Source organism: Pseudoalteromonas sp. S2755, from assembly GCF_005886535.1.
Taxonomy (GTDB): domain Bacteria; phylum Pseudomonadota; class Gammaproteobacteria; order Enterobacterales; family Alteromonadaceae; genus Pseudoalteromonas.
Genome location: NZ_PNDS01000082.1, coordinates 49,381 through 71,729 on the forward strand (window position 1 = coordinate 49,381; position 22,349 = coordinate 71,729).

22 protein-coding genes are annotated in these 22,349 nt (G+C 41.3%); 21 read left to right on the plus strand and 1 reads right to left on the minus strand.

The annotated features are described in order from the left end of the window. Positions 1–46: 46 nt before the first annotated feature. From wecA to rfbA, 21 genes are all read left to right on the plus strand, one after another. Positions 47–1,114 (plus strand): UDP-N-acetylglucosamine--undecaprenyl-phosphate N-acetylglucosaminephosphotransferase, encoded by a 1,068-nt coding sequence (gene wecA, locus CWC03_RS14445; protein WP_045987922.1) that lies wholly within the window; start codon positions 47–49, stop codon positions 1,112–1,114. A gap of 11 nt (positions 1,115–1,125) precedes the next feature. Continuing rightward, positions 1,126–1,542, plus strand: coding sequence for a type II secretion system major pseudopilin GspG (gspG, locus tag CWC03_RS14450; protein WP_138582482.1), 417 nt, complete (start codon positions 1,126–1,128; stop codon positions 1,540–1,542). 4 nt (positions 1,543–1,546) lie between these two features. Then, positions 1,547–3,196, plus strand: a complete 1,650-nt coding sequence (locus tag CWC03_RS14455) for a GspE/PulE family protein (protein ID WP_138582483.1) — start codon at positions 1,547–1,549, stop codon at positions 3,194–3,196. Then, the gene (locus tag CWC03_RS14460) at positions 3,196–4,398 is read left to right on the plus strand and encodes a type II secretion system F family protein (RefSeq protein ID WP_138582484.1); all 1,203 of its coding nucleotides are present in this window, start codon (positions 3,196–3,198) and stop codon (positions 4,396–4,398) included. Before CWC03_RS14455 ends, CWC03_RS14460 begins: the two co-directional genes overlap by 1 nt. Positions 4,399–4,409: 11 nt before the next feature. Beyond that, positions 4,410–4,790: a type II secretion system protein gene (locus tag CWC03_RS14465; protein WP_275041409.1), complete on the plus strand. Its 381-nt coding sequence runs from the start codon at positions 4,410–4,412 to the stop codon at positions 4,788–4,790. After that, positions 4,777–5,205, plus strand: coding sequence for a PilW family protein (locus tag CWC03_RS14470; protein WP_045987918.1), 429 nt, complete (start codon positions 4,777–4,779; stop codon positions 5,203–5,205). The genes CWC03_RS14465 and CWC03_RS14470 overlap by 14 nt, the downstream gene beginning before the upstream one ends. After that, complete coding sequence (locus CWC03_RS14475) at positions 5,195–5,860, plus strand: prepilin-type N-terminal cleavage/methylation domain-containing protein (RefSeq protein ID WP_138582485.1); 666 nt, start codon at positions 5,195–5,197, stop codon at positions 5,858–5,860. The genes CWC03_RS14470 and CWC03_RS14475 overlap by 11 nt, the downstream gene beginning before the upstream one ends. Further along, positions 5,860–6,711 carry a type II secretion system protein GspK gene (locus CWC03_RS14480; protein WP_138582486.1) on the plus strand — a complete coding sequence of 284 codons (852 nt, stop codon included), beginning with the start codon at positions 5,860–5,862 and terminating at the stop codon, positions 6,709–6,711. The genes CWC03_RS14475 and CWC03_RS14480 overlap by 1 nt, the downstream gene beginning before the upstream one ends. 7 nt (positions 6,712–6,718) lie before the next feature. Further along, positions 6,719–7,852 (plus strand): hypothetical protein, encoded by a 1,134-nt coding sequence (locus tag CWC03_RS14485; protein ID WP_138582487.1) that lies wholly within the window; start codon positions 6,719–6,721, stop codon positions 7,850–7,852. Beyond that, complete coding sequence (locus tag CWC03_RS14490) at positions 7,845–8,411, plus strand: GspMb/PilO family protein (RefSeq protein WP_171040266.1); 567 nt, start codon at positions 7,845–7,847, stop codon at positions 8,409–8,411. The genes CWC03_RS14485 and CWC03_RS14490 overlap by 8 nt, the downstream gene beginning before the upstream one ends. Next, on the plus strand, positions 8,404–8,913 hold the full coding sequence (locus tag CWC03_RS14495) for a hypothetical protein (RefSeq protein WP_138582489.1): 510 nt from the start codon (positions 8,404–8,406) through the stop codon (positions 8,911–8,913). Before CWC03_RS14490 ends, CWC03_RS14495 begins: the two co-directional genes overlap by 8 nt. A 13-nt stretch (positions 8,914–8,926) precedes the next feature. After that, the gene (locus CWC03_RS14500; RefSeq protein WP_138582490.1) at positions 8,927–10,984 is read left to right on the plus strand and encodes a secretin GspD/PilQ domain-containing protein; all 2,058 of its coding nucleotides are present in this window, start codon (positions 8,927–8,929) and stop codon (positions 10,982–10,984) included. A 379-nt stretch (positions 10,985–11,363) separates the two neighbouring features. Then, positions 11,364–12,689, plus strand: coding sequence for a Slr4 family S-layer protein (locus CWC03_RS14505; protein WP_138582491.1), 1,326 nt, complete (start codon positions 11,364–11,366; stop codon positions 12,687–12,689). 159 nt (positions 12,690–12,848) lie between these two features. Continuing rightward, on the plus strand, positions 12,849–13,961 hold the full coding sequence (locus CWC03_RS14510; RefSeq protein WP_138582492.1) for a DegT/DnrJ/EryC1/StrS family aminotransferase: 1,113 nt from the start codon (positions 12,849–12,851) through the stop codon (positions 13,959–13,961). After that, on the plus strand, positions 13,939–14,511 hold the full coding sequence (locus CWC03_RS14515) for an acyltransferase (RefSeq protein WP_138582493.1): 573 nt from the start codon (positions 13,939–13,941) through the stop codon (positions 14,509–14,511). Before CWC03_RS14510 ends, CWC03_RS14515 begins: the two co-directional genes overlap by 23 nt. Further along, positions 14,505–15,533, plus strand: a complete 1,029-nt coding sequence (locus tag CWC03_RS14520) for a TDP-N-acetylfucosamine:lipid II N-acetylfucosaminyltransferase family protein (protein WP_138582494.1) — start codon at positions 14,505–14,507, stop codon at positions 15,531–15,533. Before CWC03_RS14515 ends, CWC03_RS14520 begins: the two co-directional genes overlap by 7 nt. Then, positions 15,526–16,950, plus strand: a complete 1,425-nt coding sequence (locus CWC03_RS14525) for an oligosaccharide flippase family protein (protein ID WP_138582495.1) — start codon at positions 15,526–15,528, stop codon at positions 16,948–16,950. Before CWC03_RS14520 ends, CWC03_RS14525 begins: the two co-directional genes overlap by 8 nt. A 6-nt stretch (positions 16,951–16,956) precedes the next feature. After that, complete coding sequence (locus tag CWC03_RS14530; RefSeq protein ID WP_138582496.1) at positions 16,957–17,697, plus strand: class I SAM-dependent methyltransferase; 741 nt, start codon at positions 16,957–16,959, stop codon at positions 17,695–17,697. Between the two features lie 3 nt (positions 17,698–17,700). After that, on the plus strand, positions 17,701–18,651 hold the full coding sequence (locus tag CWC03_RS14535) for a glycosyltransferase family A protein (RefSeq protein WP_138582497.1): 951 nt from the start codon (positions 17,701–17,703) through the stop codon (positions 18,649–18,651). Between the two features lie 2 nt (positions 18,652–18,653). Beyond that, complete coding sequence (gene rfbB / locus CWC03_RS14540; protein ID WP_138582498.1) at positions 18,654–19,718, plus strand: dTDP-glucose 4,6-dehydratase; 1,065 nt, start codon at positions 18,654–18,656, stop codon at positions 19,716–19,718. After that, positions 19,715–20,602, plus strand: a complete 888-nt coding sequence (rfbA, locus tag CWC03_RS14545) for a glucose-1-phosphate thymidylyltransferase RfbA (RefSeq protein WP_138582499.1) — start codon at positions 19,715–19,717, stop codon at positions 20,600–20,602. Before rfbB ends, rfbA begins: the two co-directional genes overlap by 4 nt. A gap of 77 nt (positions 20,603–20,679) precedes the next feature. Here rfbA and CWC03_RS14550 read toward each other — a convergent pair whose 3' ends face one another. Next, positions 20,680–22,251 carry an Ig-like domain-containing protein gene (locus CWC03_RS14550; protein ID WP_138582500.1) on the minus strand — a complete coding sequence of 524 codons (1,572 nt, stop codon included), beginning with the start codon at positions 22,249–22,251 and terminating at the stop codon, positions 20,680–20,682. Positions 22,252–22,349: the final 98 nt, after the last annotated feature.

The window sequence follows — 22,349 nt, forward strand, 5'->3', positions numbered from 1 at the left end:
TTTAATTTCTATTACAATGGCGCGTTAATTAGATAATGATGGAAGCATGTGGATCTTTATGGTCATTTTCTTTGCATTTTTAGCATCGTACTGTTCAATTTTTATGATTAAGCCTGTCGCTGAGCGTTTTGGCTTAGTTGACGTGCCCTGCAGCCGAAAAAAGCATGTGGGTGCTATTCCGCTTATCGGTGGTGTATCGATTTTTGTGGCAGTGTTGGCTTCAATCATTGTATTTTTGCCACTTGAGAAAAAGCTGATAGTTTACTTAATTTGTGCTGCTGCTATTGTCCTTCTTGGAGTAATTGACGATTACCGCCAATTAGGAGTCAAGATCCGTTTAGGTGTTCAGGCTTTAGTCGCACTCATTATGATGTGGGGCTCCGACGCTTATATTCATAACTTGGGTAATTTGTTTGGATTTGGGTCTATTGACCTGGGGTTGTTGGGGATTCCTTTTACAGTCATTGCTGTTATTGCTGCTATAAATGCCTTTAACATGATTGATGGTATAGACGGCCTAGCTGGTGCCATGAGTATTACAACGTTTGCGGCCATTTTAATATTAATGGGGGTTAATGGTGGGCAGTTGTCGGTTTTACCGTTAATCATTATTGCAACCATAGTTCCTTATCTCGCTTTTAACCTAGGTGTATTGGGTCACCGAAATAAGAAAATATTTATGGGTGATGCGGGCTCTATGTTCATTGGGCTGAGCGTTATTTGGTTGTTAATGATAGCTACCCAATCAGAAGTAGATAACGCTTTCAGTCCAGTTACTGCACTTTGGATAATTGCTATTCCACTGATGGATATGATGGCAATTATCATTAGGCGTGTTAAAAAAGGTCATTCTCCATTCAAAGCAGACAGAGATCACTTACATCATGTTTTCATGCGTATAGGTTTTAGCTCTCGAAAAGCCTTAATTACGATATCAATGTTGGCTGTGTTTCTTGCGTCGATAGGGATAGTTGGAGAGTTGATAGGTATTCCCCATTGGTTTATGTTAGTCTTATTTATCGGTATTTTTGTTGCCTATTCTGCTTGTATTCAGCATGCGTGGAAGGTTGCACGGTTTTTAAGAAAGCATGTCTTTATCAAGAAACAGAATTAAAGAGTAGTTCAATGACAAACAATATGAAGACAAAGAATAAACATAACGGCTTCACTATGATGGAGTTGTTAATTGTGATCGTAATTTTAGGCCTGTTAATGTCACTAGTCGCGCCTGACTTTTTCAAAAGGTTGAGTTCATCAGAGCGTAAAATAGCAGCTGCTCAAATGTCATCATTTGAAACTGCAATTGATACTTATCGACTAGATGTTGGTAGCTATCCGAAATCATTGCAGGAATTGAGAAGCAGTGATGTGGCAAGGTGGGATGGTCCGTATCTACCAAAAGACGTCCCTATGGACCCTTGGGGTAACCCATATGTTTATAAAGTTCCTGGAGATAATGGCTCGCCTTACTTATTGAAGTCACTGGGTGCTGATGGCCAAGAAGGTGGTGAAGAAACTAACGCAGATATTGTTCATCAGTAATTTTATGGAACTTAATCAACTTCTAACTGAACGCTTTGACGTAAATTTTAGTGATATTGAAAAAGCGTTAAGCTACCAACAAAAATATGGCGGTAGGCTTGAACAAATATTGGTTAATATGGGTAGTTTACCAGAGGATCAGTTACTCGACCTATATGCGCTGTATTTAAATCTTCCAATGATTACTCCTGAGCAGCTTAGTGATTTCGATGCTGAAGAAATGAAAATTTCCTCAGCTGTAGAAGTTTGTCTTGAGCATAATTGGGTGCCGCTAAGCATTGACGAAAGCAATTGGAGCTTTGCTGTACAAGAGCCTCTAGATCCTTTCATGAACCAATGGCTATTTAAGCATAAGATTAACCCTAATATCATCTTAGCTTCTGCATCAGATATTAACTTACTTAAATCAAAACTTGATACATCTGAAGAAGTTGAATCAGATATTTTCAGCGCAGAAGAAGAAAAGCTCAAAGAGTTGGCAACGGAAGCGCCAACAGTTAACTTGCTAAACTCCTTAATAAGCCGAGCGCTTCGACAAGGAGCTTCTGATATGCACCTTGAGCCATATGAGGGGCGCTATCGAGCAAGGTTTCGTGTTGATGGGGTATTGCACGAAGCAGAGGTTATTCCCGCTAGCAAACAGTTACCCATTGTTACTAGGCTGAAAATTTTATCAGGTATGGATATCGCTGAGCGTCGGCGTCCGCAAGATGGCAAGATTGAAATGAAGATTGCTAACCAAGACATCGATATTCGGGTTTCGGCTTTACCACTTAATGATGGTGAGTCTATCGTAATGCGTTTTCTTAGGAAAGAAAGTGTCAGATATGAAATGTCTGTATTGGGGTTATCTCAAGACATAGAACAAAGTATCCGAGAAGATATAAAAAAGACTGCGGGGGTTGTTTTGTTAACTGGACCAACGGGCTCGGGTAAAACGACAACACTTTATACTTTCCTGAACGCACTAAATAATGATGACGTTAAAATTATAACACTCGAAGATCCTGTCGAGTATCAGCTTGAGGGTATCAACCAAGTTCAGGTAAATAGCGAAATAGGTTTTGATTTTGCTGCTGGTCTTCGCTCAATTGTTCGTCAAGACCCAGATGTGATTATGCTAGGTGAGATCCGGGATAAAGAGACAGCACAAATTGCATTACAATCCGCATTGACTGGGCATTTAGTGTTTTCAACGGTGCACACGAATGATGCGGCGAGTGCGTATACTCGTCTTCTAGATTTAGGCGTTGAAGAGTTTTTGCTCAATGCGGCACTAATCTCTGTGGTTGCTCAACGTTTAGCGCGCAAGGTTTGTGAACACTGCGCGACAAGCGATCCGGACAGTGTTGAGTTAATTAAACAATATGATCTGGGCAATATTGCGACCAAATTTTCCTTAGATAAAATTAATCTACAGCGTGGTACTGGTTGTGAGAAATGTGCACATACAGGTTACAAAGGGCGTTTAGCTATTACTGAATACTTAGCATGTGATGATACTATTAAGAGTACTCCAAAAGATGCTGATTTCATTCAAAAAGCAAAGGTGCATAACGCGAGTAGAAACCGGCGCACTTTACTAGAGGATGGTCTTTATAAAGCGATCCTCGGTCAAACTACCATTGATGAAGTTGTGAGGGTTGCTGGCTAATGGCTTCGTTTAGCTACAAGGCTTTTGACTCTATGGGAGGAAAGTGTGATGGCCTTATTGAAGCGGATAGCCTTGCCTCAGCTCAGTTACAGCTAGAAAAAGAAGGTTTACTCCCCTATGAGTTGAAAGAGCAGCAATCATCACGTCAGGGAAACCGCTTTTTTGAAGAACGCGTCAGTTTAGCAGATTTGGAGTTTGTAACGTCTGAGCTGAGCTTACTACTGGCAACAGGCATCAGGATCGACCGAGGCCTAGATATTATTCGAAAAACGAAGGCTAAGCCTGTATTAGCTAAGCTGTTGTCTGAACTTAGTCAAAGCCTAAAAAAAGGCAGTAGTCTCTCTCAAGCCTGCAGAGCACATCCTAAAGTTTTCGATGGTCTCTATTGCAATTTGATTGAACTCGGTGAAGCATCTGGAGATCTCGCCGGTACGTTCGCAGGGCTGTCTCAGGATTTAAAGTTTAAGCGTGACCTTAGAAAAAAAATTGTTAGCGCTATTACTTATCCTGTCGTCATCTTTTTTGTCTGTGTACTCAGTATTTTATTTATCTTTAATGTGATCATTCCCAAAATGGCTGATATGTTCGCGAATATTGAGCAACTACCTTGGTACACACAAGCAATGCTCGGGACTAGTGCATGGTTTAACCAAAATCAATCATTACTATTTCTAGGACTCGTTACTGCTTTTGCGGGAGTTTATTTTGCCAGTAAGAATGAACGTATAATTGCTTGGTGGCATCGAATTGTATTACAACTTCCCATTTGTGGTACTGCGGTAAAAACGGTTGAACGGATCCGTTTTAATACCGGTTTAAGCTTAATGCTAAAGGCTGGGGTACCAATCGATAAAGCGTTAGCACTCGCAACTGGTAATATCCGGAATCAGCAGCTTCATGCTGAATTGGAAGTCGCTCGAAAAAAGGTCAAACGCGGAAATCAATTAACTCCTTCACTGCAGCAGTCTTCTCTCTATCCGTCTTTTTATATTTCCCTACTAGAAGTTGGTGAGGAATCTGGAAAGTTGGAAACTGTATTTGATGAAATTGCGAGTCGCTCAAGGCAAGATTTTGAAACTTGGACCGATAGAATCACTTCACTTCTAGAACCTCTGATGATCCTTTTTATGGGGGTTTTTGTTGGTGGTGTGGTGGTTGTGATGATGCTCAGTATGATCTCACTCAATGATGTTGGCTTTTAAGCATGAATACTATGCGTGGGTTCACAATGATTGAGTTGTTAATTGTGCTTACCATTATGGGCTTGATCATGTCTTTGGTAGCACCTTTATCTTTAAAAGCAATTAACCGCTCAGATGCAAAGATGGAGTTAGTTGAGGTAAAAAACTGGTTGCGAAATAGAGCCAATAAAGCATTTCTAGAGCAAAGAGATTATTTGGTGGTACTAGAAAAGGATAACGGTATTGTTTTTCAAGGCGAAACAGCAGTCGAAAGCAAGCAACTAAAGTACATACAGTTCCCTAAGCAAGAAATTACGCTTAATCGCTTCGGTATGATCTCAACCGACAGCATTACTACTCACTACCTTGGACAGCCTTTTCAAATTGAGTTGCAGGGTAATGATGCACCATAAAAAAGGCTTTACGCTTGTTGAGCTTCTCGTTTCAGTTGTTATTTTATTGGCGGTGATCACTACAGTCTCCATGCTTTACCGAGGTGCATTTATTAGTTCAGAGAAAGCATCAAAGTATGTTCAATTTTCAACTGCGATTACGGGAGTATTAGATACTGTACGATTTGACATAAGGCATGCTCCTTTTAATCAAACTAGATTGGAAGGTACAGGTACTAATGGAGGGGTATCATTCCGTTGGGATGCCTCAGCAATTAAGGAAAAAGGTGATTCTATTTCAGGTACCTCAGATATTGCGATCCAACTACAAACAACGAGCAATCAATATAAGTTATGGCAAGTCTCGCTTGAGGTTGAAGCCCAAGGCATAGTCCGTCAATACCAATTTAAAGAGGTGAGTTGGCGTGGTCGTTAAGCAAAAAGGATTCACATTAGTTGAGCTACTGATATCAATTACTTTATTAAGTTTAGTAATGGCGACAGGTACCTTTGCGTATTTTCAGTTTGCAAGTCGATGGGATAAAGAACTTGGGGACTTTCAGCAGCAAGCCCGAACAGCGAAAGTAGTAGCACAGCTTGATCAGGTACTTAAAGGGGTCATTCCATATGTTGTTAGGGATAAAACGGGGGAGCCCACCTTCTTTTTTGTAGGTTCTGAGTCAAGGTTACTGGCAGTGACGAATAATGGCCTGGTTAATGGTGGACCTGAAATATTTCGCTTGGTGCTCCAGCAGAACAAAAATGACTTTCAATTGGTGTATCAGGCTATCTCCTTGGAACAAACGATATTAACGTCTATGGAGCAATCGCTGGATTTCAGCAATAGTAAAGTGTTACTTAGCAACCTTCAGCGAGCTGATTTAAGTTATTTTGGATGGCGGGATTTGACGCTCAAGTCAAGTAGAACGCCAGGCACAGCGCCAAACTGGTTTGAAAACTATCGCTCGCAAGAGCGAGGATTGACGCCAGAGTATATTAAATTGAATATTGATGACTTTACACTTTTTTCCCAGCTAGATAGGGATCCCAGTCGTTGGAAAGGCCACTTTATTGAAAGCGGGAAGTTCTAATGCAACAAGGAATCGCTTTACTACAAGTTTTACTTATCACCGCTGTGCTTAGTTTACTTGGTTTGTTCATGACTAAAACAGCACGGCAGCAAGTTGAGATAGCAGCTGCATTCGACAACAGAGCGCAAGCTCTGGTTGATAATTATGATGCTGAAGCAACGGTTCTTTTTGCGTTATTAACAGAGTCAAAGTCACCAACTTCGCCTTTTTCAAATGATCTGCCAGCACTAACTGGCGTCTGGAATTTTTATGGTGAAGATTTTCGTTATGGGGATCACGCGAGCATCAGCCTTCAAGATTTAAGAGGGCTGCTTAATCTTAGTTATCCATCGGAACAAAGGTGGTTGCGAGTATTGACGCATAAGGGACTAAGCGACTATGATGCTCGGCTACTATTGAGCCAAATACAAGATTGGCAAGATGTCGATAAGTTATCTAGGCACTCTTTACCAGAATCAGATTATAAAAATGGTATCATTCAAACTTGGTCTGAGCTATCACATTTGAATATCTCGAGTTCTTTGCGTAAGTACTTGGAGCAAAATGCCACAATGTATAAGAAAAGTGTGTTTAATCCGATGACAGCTCCTGATAGTTTGTTACATAGTTTGTATGACGTACCAGTAGTAGAACAAATTATAAAGATGCGTAATGAGAAAACGTTAACCCCAGCATTATTTTCAGCGTATACAGGGGTTGAGGAAAGCCGAAACATCACTTTGTTTCCGTCCAGTAATTATAAGATAAAAATCGAGACTCAGCTGGGCGATGCACGCGTAAATCGTACGCTTTATTACCTATTAGATCCAAACAAGTCAAAGCCAGTAAATTTAGTGGCTTCGGAAGGTTAATAACACAATGAGTGAACATGCATTGCTAGGTTGGCAAAAAAGGCTGATTTGTAATCTGGTTAGTTACTACAAAGATAGTCAGCACTTTCATCTTAACTATGACAAGGATGGGTGGCATTTAATCAAGTCGTCGTCACCAAAGCTTATCCAAATCGTTGCTAGAAACCATTATATTGAGCAAGTCGATAAACTGCCTGTAACTGATCGTAAAGCATTAAATAGCTTGTTAAAACTGCGTAAGCAGAAGCACAGCGCTGAGCGCTATTCCACGCAGATCCGCGCTCAAGATGAAAGTACGTCAATTTTAAACAGTTGGTTATTCGATATAAAAGCCGAAGGCTCATTAGTTGTGATACCAGAATCGGTGTTAATTGCCATCAGTGAATCTAATTCGAGCATCACCTTGGTTAATAACGAGTATTACCTTGCGCAAAGAAATCAGGTGATATATTCCGTTGCTCGTTTTGGGTTAGTGAATTCCCCTGAACGTTTTGCAAACACGGTTGGCATAAGCTTTGATACCGTATCTGAAATAGATTCAGAGAGAAGTCTATTAACGCGAATGGTCGAGTCTATCTTTCCTTTTCTTAAGCGCTCTGTATCTAGCTTTATTCAGCCACAAGGTTTATTGGCTTATCAAGCTTATTTCAAAAAAGCTGCAGTGTTAAGCGCCATTGCTTGCGTATCATACTTAGCGCTAAGCAGTGCTTACTTGGTGGCCAAAAAAGAATATCTCCAAGCTGAGCTCAGTGGAAATCAAAGTAATATTAATCAAGCATTATCTACATTTTCAGAGTATGAAAAGAATCAGGGTAGAGTCGAAAATTGGCAAGCAGTAATGCAGGATGTACCAAAGGTTTCACCAAACTTGCTTTTACTGGATAGCGTTCGGGATAAAGCAAGGATCGAAAGCTTACAATACAAAGGTGACCGATTTGTAATTCGAGGAGAGAGCTCAAATGCTATTGCCGTCCTCGAGTCACTCAGTGAATTTGGCTGGGTTCTAGATCCTAAATTTGACTTCCCTGTTAGAAGTTATCAAGGAAAAGAAGAGTTTGTAATTAGCTATACAATTCCGGTAAGTACCTATAAAGCTGAATATCAGCCAATAAATGAACGTTCGGGTGGCGACCATGGTTGAGCAACTAAAACAATATAAAATGCTCCTAGCATTGATGATTCTGTTAGCCACAATAAAATTTGCATTAGTCCCGCTTTTCACATGGCAGGAGGAACAAGTTGAGAATATCGCTCAAATTGAGAAGCGCCTATTTAAAGCGGAACAGGTAATGACACAGCTTCAAGAAATCGAGCTCGCAAAAGAGCAAGTTGCTGATGTAGTACGTGTTTTCACCACAATGTTATTTGATTGGCAAGAACCCTCGAAGTTTAGAATTGATACACAAAAGCAAGTTAATCAATGGCTCACAGAACATAATTTGTCGACCATTAATATAGGTTGGCAGCCAGCACTAAAATATCAATCAGCGGCTCTGCACAAGGAGCAAATTAGACTAAATATTTCGGGAAAATTGACCGATCTCGCTGCCTTTTTGGTTATGCTCGAATCTCAATCACCAGTCGTGGTTGTTGAATATTTTGATTTAAATATACAAGGGCTGAGCGCTGAAGAAACGGGGAGTGGAGAAGTCAGTTTGTTGCTCTCCTTTTACTTACAAGAAGGGGCTAAGGGTGAGTAAACTATACATCTATATCAGTATTTTTATGCTAACACTCTTTGCTATTGACGCCGTTACTCGCTTACAAACAGAAGTTAATGCTGACAGTAAGCCGTTTAGGCTGAATAACGCCGAACAAACGTTTTTACCTAAGCTATCAGAACAAAGTAAGCATGATATTGAGCGTACGCTTGACACATGGGTTGTTAAAAAAGTAGAACAGCCAGAGTCACAAGATAATGGCATGAGTCCAGATGAGCAAGCAAAACAAACAGGGGAGCTGACTTCTGTTTTTGCTCGCGATAAAGAGTTGAGGTTGAAGGCTGTGGTGCACTCGCCTGAATCTACATACGCCCTGATAGATATTACGTCAGTCAAAAATGGTGCCAATGAGCTAAAAAGGTTTAATCAGGGCGAAGTGATAGAAGATTTTATTTTGACTATTAACTCTAATGTAAAAGTAGAACTCAATAAGGGTGACCAGCATATCACGCTTATTATGTACCAAAGTACGAAGCGATAACGACGGAAGCACTATGAAACAAGCACAGAAAATCTTACTCGGTTTTATTGTCACAGCGGGACTGTCGGCATGTAGTTCAGTACCTAACTCAGTTGCAGTCAACGGCTCGTACTTAGAAAAAGAGAGTAAAGGCAAAACAGTCAACAACGACTTGTCGTCACACGACGAAAAAGCGCGTCCGCAGACGCAATCGAGCGGCTTGGTATATTTACCTGCATTACCTGATGGTAAAGTAACACAAACCAGCCAACCAAACTTAGCGCAACAGTTTAGTGATAACGAGCAAGTAAAGCTGACTGCGGATAGCCTCAAAGTTAAGGATTATTTGCATTATGTATTTGGCGATTTACTTGGCGTTAATTACATCATTGGGGATGCAATCACCAACAGTGACGACGCAATAACAATTAATCTTAAAGAGCAGCTAAGCAAGCGCCGTTTATTTTCTATCAGCCAAGACTTGTTGACCGAACGCGGTATTATTATTCGCGAGCAGGATGATATTTTTTATATCCATCCCTCTGAGAATGCTGCCGGTGGAAACGTGGTGTATGGCTATGGTAACAAAGTCGAAGATGTACCTAACACCGCCAATAGCATAATACAGATTGCGCCATTTACCAGTGGCATGCAAACGCCACTTGCGAATACCATTAGGCAGATGACAAACGTAGATGCGCAGCCTCTTTTTGACCAGCATGCCATTATGTTCAAAGGTAAGCGTGCCGAGGTGATCAGAGCCCTTGAATTTATGCAAATGATGGATAAGCCTGCGTTCAGAGACCGTCATATTGGTATGTATAAATCAGTGTTTATGCCTGCAAAAGAGTTGAGTAAAAAACTTGGCGAGCTGTTAAAGCAAGAAGGCATAAGCAGTAATAGTTCAGGCTCTACAGAGCAAGCGGTTAGCATGGTTGCTATTGAGCGGACTAATAGTTTGGTCTTCTTCACCAATAATGAGGCTTTTTTACAGCGCGTTGAGTTTTGGTCGCAGCAACTCGATCAGCCAGCTGATGGCAACGAGAAGCAATACTTTATTTTTGAGCCCGAGTTTGCTCGAGCCGTGGATTTAGGCCAAAGTTTGCAAAACTTGTTGGGCGGCGGAAATAGTTCTGCTGTTAGTCGTTCTACTTCGGCAACGTCAGAGGCAAAAGAGCAGCGCGAATCAACACCTCGAAGTACCAATGTGAGCGTGAATAACGAAGACCTTCGTATGGTAGTGGATGAGCGCTCCAATGCCATTATTTTTCACACATCTGGTTCGGAATATCGCAGCTTACTTCCCTTAGTGAAGCGTTTGGATGTGATGCCAAAGCAAGTTGTGCTTGAAGTACTTATCGCAGAAGTCACACTGACGGACGAGTTTAGTCAAGGGGTTAAATTTGCACTGGCTAATAATCGTGCCGCGAGAACGGGTTACTACAATTTTACTGGAAATACAGAAACCGGGCTTAACTACGTATTAGAAGGGTTAACGGGTAAGCTAGACATTCAGCTATTTGAGAAAAACCAAAACGTTAATGTGCTCTCAAGACCAACTATTGCTGTACGTGATGGGGTTGAGGCAAATATTGCTGTGGGAGATGAAATCCCAACTGCAGGTGATATTATAACCGATCCAGTAAATGGTTCTCGCGCTTCTGTGGTGTATCGTAAAACAGGTATTGATTTAAATGTAACTCCAACCGTCAATGCGCAAGGTGTTATTTTGATGGAAATTGAGCAAGAGATCAGTAATCAAGCATCAGGTGATAAGGCCGCGGATAATCAACCGACAATTTTTACCCGCAATATTAAAACTGAGGTGATAGCAGCTGATGGCCAAACCATTATGCTTGGTGGTTTGATCAGTCAAAACAATAGCCTAACGAATACTGGCGTGCCTTTCTTCTCGGATCTTCCGGTTCTTGGCAGGCTGTTTGACGGTAAAAAGGACACCAATACCAAAACCGAACTTGTTGTAATGGTGACACCAAGAGTGGTTGAGGCATCTGAGCAGTGGCAAGGCGTGATGGATGCATTTAAAAAGAATCTAAGCAGTTTAGATTTTAATAATAATAAATCTAACTAGATGAAGTAGATTGCGCTAATATAGTCATAAAACTGACAAAAAAGTTGCTTATCTTATTCAATAGCATACAGTAAATCTGGGTTTTATACTTTTTTTTACAATTGAAAACGCCCAAAAAAACAACAGTTTGTTTGGTTTTATAATCTTATCCTTTTGATTTTTAGATGTTTTTTTTGTGGTCTTTTGGGCTGTGCTATGTTATTTGTATTAACGCTTAGTATTTGCAAAGTTAACTGCTTGACAATGCAGAGACAATGGTTAGACTAAGCATGGATTTGATCGGATGTCACTTGGGTGACGGCCTAATTGAATGATCAAATATAAGAAAAATGGGAACACGCATTGTTCTTGTTTCATGAAACTTTGGAGAATGGAAAACATGTTCAAAAAATCTCTACTAGCAGTAGCGCTTACAACTGCTGCAACTTCAGCTATGGCTGTAAACACAACTGCAGGTACTGCTCAAAAACTATCTGTTGAAGGCGCGGTTGCTACTTCTGCTGCTATCACTGCAAATGCACCTACTGTAGCTCTTAACTTAAATGCTCAGTATACAGCTGGCGATACGGTAACTCTAACTCTAACTGGTGGTGCAGAGTTTGCTGACACTGGTTACAGACTTACAAAGCAAGGTAACGCTGGTGACACTGTTACTTGGGGTCTAATCAACTCTTCGAAGACGGAATTAGTTTTCCGTGTTACTGAGACAAATGACGCTGATAACAGCGGAAGCGTTTCAACTGAAGGTTTAGTTTATAACCTTGAAGCAACAGGTAACAACAGCAACGAAGTTTTAGTTAAGCTTCCTGATTTAGCAGACAAAGCTAAAGTAACAGTAACAACTGTAGCGAAAACATCTACTGGTATTACTATCGATACAGCAACAGGCACAGGTAACACTGACTCTGCGGACCTTTTCGTAGGTACTAAGCAGTTTTCTGTTACTTCATTCTCAAAAGCTGATGGTACAGTTGACGTTGCTCAATTGCGCAAAGGTTTCGAGAAAACTGGTGGTGTAGAACAAATCCCAGCACCTTCTTTTGTTGTTGCTGAAAATGCTACTGACATCGCTACAATTGCTGATGACAATGTTGAATTAACCCTTAAAGGCGACTTCACTGGTGTTAGCAAGGTAACAGTTAAAGACAACGCTGCTGCTGCAGACGAACTTAAGATTGCTGCTGATGCTAAATCTGCAACAGGCAAAACTGGTGCTGCTTTAGTTGCTGGTACTTACACAATCAACTTTGAATTACCAGCTGCTGACAAGCGTGTAGCACTTACAGCTCCTCAAGATTTCACTCTTGACGTGAATGTACTAGAAGGTACTACTAAGTCATCAGCTCTAGTTTCTGGCTCAGTTGCCTCTTCATGGAAGCTAAATGGTGACTCTGAGTTTGTTGAAATCATGCCTTTCTCAGACGTATACTCACGTGCAATCATGGTAACTAACAACGGTACTGTTGAAGGTGACATCATGGTTGAGCTATACTCTGGCGGTAAGATGGTAGCTACTAAGAAAGTTGGTACTGCTGCTAAGTACGCTGTAACTAATGTAACAGCTGCTGTTGACGCACTTGCTAAAGAAAACGAGATCACAGGTGTTGCTGGTATCCGCGTTACTACTAATGCTCCAGCTGCTAACATCGAAGTAAGCGCGCTTTACTACAATAAAGACGTACAAGACCACGTTAAAGTTAACTAATTTAACTTTTAGCTAGTCTAAAAAGCGAGCTGAGGCTCGCTTTTTACTTTTATGCGCTTTATCGTTATACAAAATAAAAAGTATAAAAACTTTGTACTTTCTATCTATTAAGCCATTCGGTAAACTGCTTGGCAGTATTGCAAACATGTAGAGTGCCGAGTGAAATACCCCATAGTACAGCCCTTCCTACCTGAATTAGATTTATACCAAAAACAAATCACAGAGATCTTTGCGAGAAATAGGCTGACTAACAAGGGCCCATGTGAAGCTGAGTTAGTCGAAAAGCTAAAAGCGTATTTAGGGGTTGAGCATATCCTGCTTGTGGCGAATGGCACGATGGCGCTGCACATTGCTTATCAAGTCATGGGGATCACAAAAGCCATTACAACACCGTTTACGTTTGCCGCCACCTTGGGCTCGCTACGTATGCAAAATATTGCAACCCGCTTCAGTGATATTTGCCCCAATACATTTAATTTAGACCCAAGCAAATTAGATAGCGCGGATCTAGAGTGGGCCGATGCTTTAGTGCCTGTGCATGTATTTGCAAATCCCTGTGATGTAGAAGCAATAGACAGTATAGCCGAGCAATACCAACTAAAAGTCATTTACGATGCCGCGCACTGCTTTGCGAGTAAATACAAAGGTGAGTCTTTGTTAAAGTACGGTGACTGTGCAACCCTTAGTCTCCATGCAACAAAGCTATTCCATACTGTAGAAGGGGGAGCGGTTATCTTTAAACATCGTAGCGACCTAGAAAAAGCACAGAAAATAATAAACTTTGGGCAAAATGAGCAGCAAATTCCAGTGCTCATTGGCACGAATGCAAAAATGAGCGAAATGCACGCTGCAATGGGCTTATGTGTGTTTAATCATATTGACGATATTCTCGCGCATCGAGTCGAGCTATTTAATCGTTATAAATACCGTCTCAAAGGTTTACTCAACTTCCAGCATTGGAAATCTAATACGAGCACGAACGGCTCCTACTTTTCTGTACTATTTAATAGCGAACACGAGTTGTTGTATGTGCGTGAACACCTAGAAAGTATCGGCATTCAAACACGTCGTTATTTCTTCCCTGATCTCAATGAACTTAAGCTATACACTGAGTATAGAGACTTACCTTGTTCAAAATCGATTTCACGAACGATCTTATGTTTGCCCATGTATTATGAGCTGCGGTTGAAAGACATAGATAATATCTGTGATAACATTATTGTTTTACTAAATAAATTTCGAGAAGTAGATGGTGCACAAACAACACTATAGCAAAGCTGAGTTGATAGAATTAGGGATTAACGCCGTCGGCGATAATTGTTTGGTATCTAGAAAGGCTTCTTTATTTGGCATTGAGAGAATATCGCTCGGTGATAATGTACGCATAGACGATTTTTGTATTCTATCGGCAGGCTCGGAAGGGATCAGGTTAGGCAACTATATACATATAGGCGCATACTCATCACTCATTGGTGACTCAGCTATCATCTTAGAGGACTATGCGGGACTGTCTGCGAGAGTAACGATTTATTCAAGTAGTGATGACTACAGTGGCGAGTGGATGACAAATCCTACGGTAGATGAGGCTTTCACCAATGTGACTAGTAAGCCGGTTTATCTTGGCAAACATTGCATTATTGGTGCAGGTGCCATTGTGTTACCAGGCGTTACGCTCAAAGAGGGGGTGGCGGTTGGTGCACAAAGCTTAGTGACTCGCTCTGTGGACGAATTTAAAATAGTGGCAGGCTCACCAGCTCGTTTTGTTAAAAGTCGCAGTAGAGCACTTCTTGAAAAAGAAAAAGCGTTCAAAGGTCAATGTTAATACATATCTTCTCAGATACGCCTCATCACTATAAACCGATGGTTGAGTTTTATTTACGCTACATAGAGAGTGAACAATCTTTTTGGGTGTTGGGGAGCAATACGAATAAAGATAAGGACATTTTATTTTTTTCGTGTGAAAAGGATCTGTATCAAGCGCTAGGTGCGCAACCTAGTGATACTAGATTAGTATTTCATGGTCTATTTTCTCCTGTGCTAATTCGTAACCTAGCGTTAAGCCGTATGCTAAGCCGAACTACCTGTGTATTGTGGGGAGCGGAAATTTATCGCAATAAAAATGTGCAGGGCTTAAAAGGCTATCTTAACTGGTCTGCTCATCGGCTACTATTAAGTAGGGCTCAATGCGTTATCACGCTTAACTCTGGTGATGCTGAAATTGTTAAAAATTATATGAAGCTAAAACGAAAAGTCGATATTTTACCTTATCCTCTAATTGACTTCGGTTTAACTTTAGCGAATGAGCAGAGCGAGAAATTAAAGATCTTACTTGGTAATTCTGCCGATCCTGCAAATAACCACAAGCAATTGATTGACCATGTTGCAAATGCTGATTTACCTGAATTTGAAGTTTATATGCCACTCAATTATGCGGGAACAAAAGAGTATATCCAAGAAGTCATTACCTATGCTCAGAAAAGGTTAGGTCAATGTTTCATACCGATTACAACTATCATGTCAAAACCAGAGTACGACCATTTACTTTGTAAAGTAGATTTGAGCTTGTTTGCCCATCAACGCCAACAAGGGTTATATGTTGTTTACGCAATGCTCTTGCAGGGGAAGCCTATATTTTTAGATACGTGTACGAGTAGTTATAGCGATTTAACTAAACAGGGGTTTTCGCTGGGTGATATTAATAAATTCTCAAAGCTAACTAATGCAGAGTTGGCTCAACTAATCACACAGCCGATGGAGAGAAATCAGCAATTGATGGCCGATACTTTCACCGAAGCGGCTCTTGGCCCAAAATGGGCTGCTATGCTGGTTGACTCTAATGGCTAACATTAAGCTTTTTGCCCAAGGTGTATCGTGGTCGGCCGCTGCTACGTTGGTAAAGGCTGGTATACAGTTTGTTATATTTATTTTATTAGCTAGATACTTGTCTTTAGGTGAACTTGGTTTAGTCGCTTTTGTTACATTACTGGTCAGTATTTCTCAGCTACTGAGTGATGCCGGGATTTCTAACGCGTTAATTTATTTTGACAAGCTAGACAAACAAGTAAAATGCCAGCTATATGTGCTGGGCTTGCTTTTAGTTGCTGTTATGGCAGCATCAATCCTATTTTTGCTGCCTGTTATTGAGGCATTCTTTAATATTTCGAACCTTGCTGATTATCATCTTTGGATTGGCTCACTATTGCTTTTAAGAGGTGCTGCAGCGCAGCCTACTGCAATATTACAAAAGCGACTCGCGTTTAAACAGCTAGCGACAATAGAAGTGGTTGCAGCCATCATTTCTTTATTCACCTTAGTATATCTGCTTCAACAAGGTGCAACCATTGAAGCTGCGCTATCAGCGCAGTTAACAAACGCGATACTTATCGCCTTATGTACCAGCTGGTACGGTAAAGATGAGTTAGGATTTGCTTTACCTCGAGTAAAGAAACTCAGAGGACCGTTGCGTTATGGTATCTATCAAAGTGCTGAAGGTGTGGTGAGTTTTTTAAGTCGACAGTTTGATCAGCTTGTTGTCGCCAAAGTTATGGGAGCTGAGGTGTTGGGCGTTTACTCCTATATTAAAGAGCTTGTTGCCAAACCGGCGCTGCAGTTTATTAATCCGATCGTTAATCGAGTGACGTTTCCATCATTGGTAAAGCTCAATGTGCAACAAAAGGGAAACTTATATATTAAATTAATGATGGCGCTTGGCTGTATTAACATACCTTTATACATGGGTATCGCTTGCTTTGCAGAGCCGACACTTGTCCTGGCTTTTGGAAAAAGTTGGCTGGAGCATAACCAGCTAGTGTCCGTTATGGCAATAGCGATGCTTTCGACGGCACTTATCAATCCATGTGGTCCACTTTTACAAGCATCAGGTGCTGTTCGGCGCTCATTTATTTGGAACTTGGTGCTCTCTTTGCTCAGAGCAGTTGTCATACTCGCTATAGTATCGCGTGGCTTATATGAACTAGCGTTGGCATTGGCTATTTTGCAGGGGGCTGTATTGGTAGTGCATTGGTTTATTCTGGTTACCCCTTTCACAAATAAAGGTATCTTTGAGTTTATTAAATCTCTACTACCAGGACTGATGATCACTATGCTGGCTTTGCTTATGAGTTTGTTAATTCAGCATTACTTATTCGTATCTGATTTCTTTGCTTTAGTAATTTATGCTTTGGCTACGTTAGCTGGCTTGGTTTTACTTATAACTTTGCTAAAATCCAAGTCCACCACTTCATTGACAAGACAACAGTAAATCAATATGAGAAACAGTGAGTCCTGGACACCAAGTAAGTTTGTTTATAAGAATGGTGAGCTAAGAGCAAATAAAGACCTGCAACAAGTTAGTTTGTCATCTAGGTTAGCTGTTGAGCTGGTTGCTATGCAATATAACCGCTATCTAAGTGACTTTGCTACTGGTTCTTTACTTGATCTAGGGTGCGGAAAAGTGCCTTTTTACCAAGCTTATTCAAGTTATGTTAGTCAAGCGACTTGTGTGGATTGGGGGGAATCACTGCATCAAAGCTCCTATGTGGATGAACTTTGTGATTTAAATCAGCCGCTGCCTTTTGCAACTGAAACATTTGATACTGTTTTAAGTTCTGATGTGCTTGAGCACCTGCTTGAACCTCAAATGACAATACGAGAAGTAGCTCGTGTGCTCACACCAAGTGGTACATTTATATTCAATACCCCTTTTATGTACTGGCTTCATGAGCAGCCTCATGATTACTATCGTTATACGCGCTTTGCGATAGAGAGGATGGCGAATGAGGCTGGTCTGGAAGTGGTCGTACTCAATGAGGTGGGCGGGGCACTTGAGGTAGCTGCTGATGTCTTAAGTAAGTTTTTTAATAAACTTCCCATCTTAGGAAAGCCGGTATGTTGGTTAATTCAGAGCGCTGCTATCGCGCTAGCTCGAACTCGATTGGGTCAAAAAATTATGCAAAGAACCCAATCCGTTATGCCTATGGGGTATTTTACTGTGTTAAGGAAGAAGTAAGGCATGAGTTTAAGCTTTGGAGAAAGTCCTCGGTCAAAAGTTATTATTGGTATTCCTACCTATAAACGCCCTCAAGGGCTAAGTAAGCTTCTGGAATCTATTACCAAGCTTGAACGCTCGAATATCGAATTATCAGTTGTGGTTGCAGAGAACGATCAACAACATAGGGCTGGTGCTAAGCTAGTTGCCAAAGTATCTGACAGTTATCCATTGCCTTTAGCATCAATTGATGTATCACAACGTGGTATTTCTTTTGTTAGAAATGCCTTACTCGACATTGCCTTTTTAGACTATGAAGCTGATTTTCTAGTTATGGTTGATGATGATGAGTGGGTTGAGTCTAAGTGGCTGAATGCTTTGCTCGAGACACATTTCAAAACAGGATGTGAGGTAGTAGGTGGCAACGCGCTTGCTGAATTTGAAGGTGAACCACCGAGCTGGACTAAAGCGTTGGCTATCTACTTTCCTGAGCAGGCAAGCCTTTCCCAGGAGATACCACTGTTAGAAAGCTCCGCCAGCGTACTATTGCATAAGTGTGTGTATTTTGGTTTTGGTCAGCAACGGTTTGATCCCTTTTATTCTGTATATGGTGGTGGTGACAAGGAGTACTTTACTCGTCTGAAAGCACAAGGCATAAAGTTTGCCAGCGCACACTCAGCTATTTCACATGAACTATTTGATGGCGCTAGAGTAACCAAGCGCTGGGCGCAGGAACGTGCATTTCGTATCGGAGCTGCGGATATGCGAATAATCTTATTGCATCATCGCTCTAATTTATTGAGTGAGATTGTGAAAATACTAGTCGCAACTTTAGTTGGTGCTTTTGGTAGTGTACTCTCCTTAAACTCAAGAAGTAGAATGAAGTATTGGTTGCTATTACAACGTCAGTTGGGCAAGTTAAGTGGCTTACTGAACAAACAAAAGCCAGTCTATGAAAAGGTGCATGGGAAGTAACAATGGCAAATAAATATAAGAAACTAGATCAAGCCAAAGTTATGGTAACTGGAGGTGCTGGTTTTATTGGTAGTGCTGTGATCAGGCATGTACTAGCTAATACTAATGCTCAGGTGCTCAATATTGATAAGCTTACATATGCATCCAACAAAGCAGCACTAGATGCATTTTCTGAAGAGCCAAACTATCAATTTATTCAGTTGGATATATGTGAGCGTGAAGCCTTGGCACAAGCGGTATTATCTTTTGAGCCGTCACATATTCTTCATTTAGCCGCAGAAAGTCACGTAGACCGCTCTATTAGCGGGCCAGCTGAATTTATTGAGACTAACATTGTTGGTACTTATCAATTGTTAGAAGTGTCTCGTTTATACTACACTTCTTTGACAAAAGAAGCGCAAAGTCATTTTAGGTTTCACCATATTTCAACGGATGAAGTATATGGTGATTTAGATGAGAATGCAGCGCCATTTACGGAAGACCACAAATACCAACCAAGCTCCCCTTATGCCGCTTCTAAAGCCAGTAGCGATCACTTAGTAAGGGCGTGGGGAAGAACCTATGGACTCCCATATGTCATCACTAATTGCTCTAATAATTATGGACCTTACCAGCACCCGGAAAAGCTCATTCCGCTAATGATACGCAACGCATTACAGGGAAAAGAACTACCAGTGTATGGTGATGGTACACAAGTGCGGGATTGGCTACACGTAGACGATCATGCTAGCGCACTGTGTACCGTGTTAGAACGTGCTGCTCCAAGAACTACCTTTAATATTGGTGGTAAGAATGAAATAAGAAATATTGAACTGGTATCGATGATATGTCACCACCTAGAGTTACTGGTGCCAAATCACCCAATCGCAATAGCCGCTGGCGGACATGGCTTTGCTAAGTTAATTCGCTTTGTGGATGATAGAGCTGGGCATGACACTCGCTACGCTATAGATAATACAAAAATTCAACAAGAACTTGGTTGGTATCCAGAATATCAATTTGAGCAAGGGCTGTTGCAAACCATTCAATGGTATCTTAAAGACTTTGAGGTAGGAGAGAAGTTGTGAAAGGAATTATTCTAGCAGGAGGGAGTGGTACTCGTTTATACCCAGTAACTCAAGGGGTCTCAAAGCAATTGTTGCCAATATACAATAAACCAATGATTTACTACCCATTATCAGTGTTGATGTTGGCTGGTATTAGGGATATTTTAGTGATCACAACGGCACAAGAACAGCAGTTATTTAAAAATTTATTAGGTGATGGTGCGCAATTTGGTGTCAAATTAGAGTATGCGGTTCAAGAAAAACCAGAGGGGCTTGCTCAGGCTTTTGTAATTGCAGAGACATTTATCGGGAATGATTCTGTTTGCTTGGTATTAGGAGATAATATTTTTTACGGTCAGGCGTTTTCTCCATACCTGAATAATGCAGCTCAATTGACTCACGGAGCAATGGTATTTGGTTATCCAGTGGCCGATCCTGAGCGTTTTGGTGTTGTCGAATTTGACGAAGCGGGTAAAGTAACATCAATAGAAGAAAAGCCCAGCCAGCCAAAGTCAAACTTTGCGGTGACAGGACTGTATTTTTATGACAATCAAGTTGTAGATATCGCTAAAACAGTAAAACCGTCATCACGTGGAGAACTAGAGATTACTTGTATCAATCGAGCATACTTAGAGCGCGGTCAATTACAAGTCAGTGTACTCGGACGTGGTTTTGCTTGGCTAGACACTGGGACACACGACAGCATGCTAGAAGCGAGTCACTTTGTACAGACCATTGAACGTCGGCAAGGGCTAATGGTCGCATGTTTAGAAGAAATAGCTTGGAACAAAGGTTGGCTAACTCTTGAGAGCCTTGAAAAACAATCAAAACTTTTAGCAAAAACAACATACGGTGATTATTTAAAGGCACTTGTTACGAAAGAGAAAAGAGTGGGAGCTCAGTAGCTCTCCCCCCCCCGTATTGCTTGCTGGTGATACTTGCGAAATAAACTTGAACTGCAAGTACCCCCTTCGTCAAATAGTTACTCTTCCAGTGCGGGATCAAAAACAAATATTTGACTTGTCATTTGGGTCGTAAATGCACCTCCGATTTGGTACTGCTTCTGATCAACTGATTCCATTTTAAAGTCACGCAAGTAGTAAGTTTCAGAGCCTTGTTGATCCGTAGCACTTGGATTGCTTGCTAGGTTACTCCACTGCATAGTTTGAGTATCGTAATTCAAAACGTGTGCTGCGCTATGAAGCTGAATGTTTTGCTCATTATGCGTCAGCGTATAGTAGCGCCCGAAGAGCTCAGCCGGTACCTGCTCATTTAAGAGTATTTGAGCGCTTGAGAGTTGATACTGAATTAAGTGAGCTTGTTGCTCTTGAGCATTGTTAGCCGTTATAAATAATTCGTTTCCGATAAATTGGCAGTCAGTAATCGATAGATTTGCTAGTGACGCCGGTTTGTGAGACCACGTTGTATCAGCGGTGGCCAGCTGATAAGCATACGTGGTGTTAGCTTGTTGGGTGAACGCAACAATCGTGTCATCGTTTGCACAACTCGCTAGAACATTATTTGCAAAAGGGGCAAATTTGGGCGCTGCAATTGATGTCCATTGTTGTGTACTAAAATCAAAGATCTCCATTGTTTCCTTTGGGGCGGAGGTGCTTGGGCAGGCCTCTGTTCCACCGAAGAGGAACAACTTATTGTTTGATACTTGAGCTTGATAATAGTAGCGAGACTCGTTTGCAGAAGGTAACGCTTGCCAATCCGTGTTTGTGGTTGCAAGTGAGTGGATCTCAGGTGCGCTTAAAGGTGCATTTGCGCAGCTCATTGAGGAAGAAAGTGATGCTGCATGACTTGCAATGATGATTTCCTTTTCAAGTGTCGCAGACTGTAAGTGACTACCTAGATCGTTTGGGATCTCTACAAAAGCTTGCCATGGTTGAGATACAACCTCTATGTTAAAAGGGGGCAGCGATACGCTATGTTCGCCATCCAGTACGGATATAACAATTTGCTGATAGTTACCAAGTTGTTCAATATTAGCAGGCTCTCCACTTAGCTCACCGGTTGTTGTATCAAATTCCGCCCAGCTAGGTTTATTGATAATTTCGAATTGATGTGCACTGGTTTCACCGTCAACATCTTCAACTGTTGGGGTGAAATGATAGCTGTCGTTAAGTTTGATAGTTGCGGGTGAGGGGGTTCCTGAAATAGTGGGAGCGTCGTTAATCGCTTCGACAGTGATATCGACGGTAACTTCATTACTTAATACCCCACCTTTTTTAAATTTGTAAGTGAAGCTGTCTGTGCCATTTTTGTTTGGTGCTGGTTGATAACTTAGGCTCAAGCCACTACTGGTGAGCGTGCCAAGAGCGGGTGACTGTATTACTTCAACCGTTAATGTGTCGTTTCCACTTGGTGCGGACTTTGGGCTAACCGCAAGCGTGTAGGTTGTATCTTCTTGGGTGGTAAATGCTGTTGATGTTTCTACAGTAAAGCTTCCTTGGCCACCGATTACATCATTGTCATTGTTATCAGAACTCCCTCCACAGGCGCTTAACAAAGCACTAGCAATGATAGTAGAGATTATTGACCTTTTCATAAATACCTTCTCCTTGAATGTTGTGCTCACCTCTAGGGCCTGTTGTTCTTTGCTGTTTGATTTTTGTTCTCCTGAGTGTGTTTTGGTCGCGACGCTCG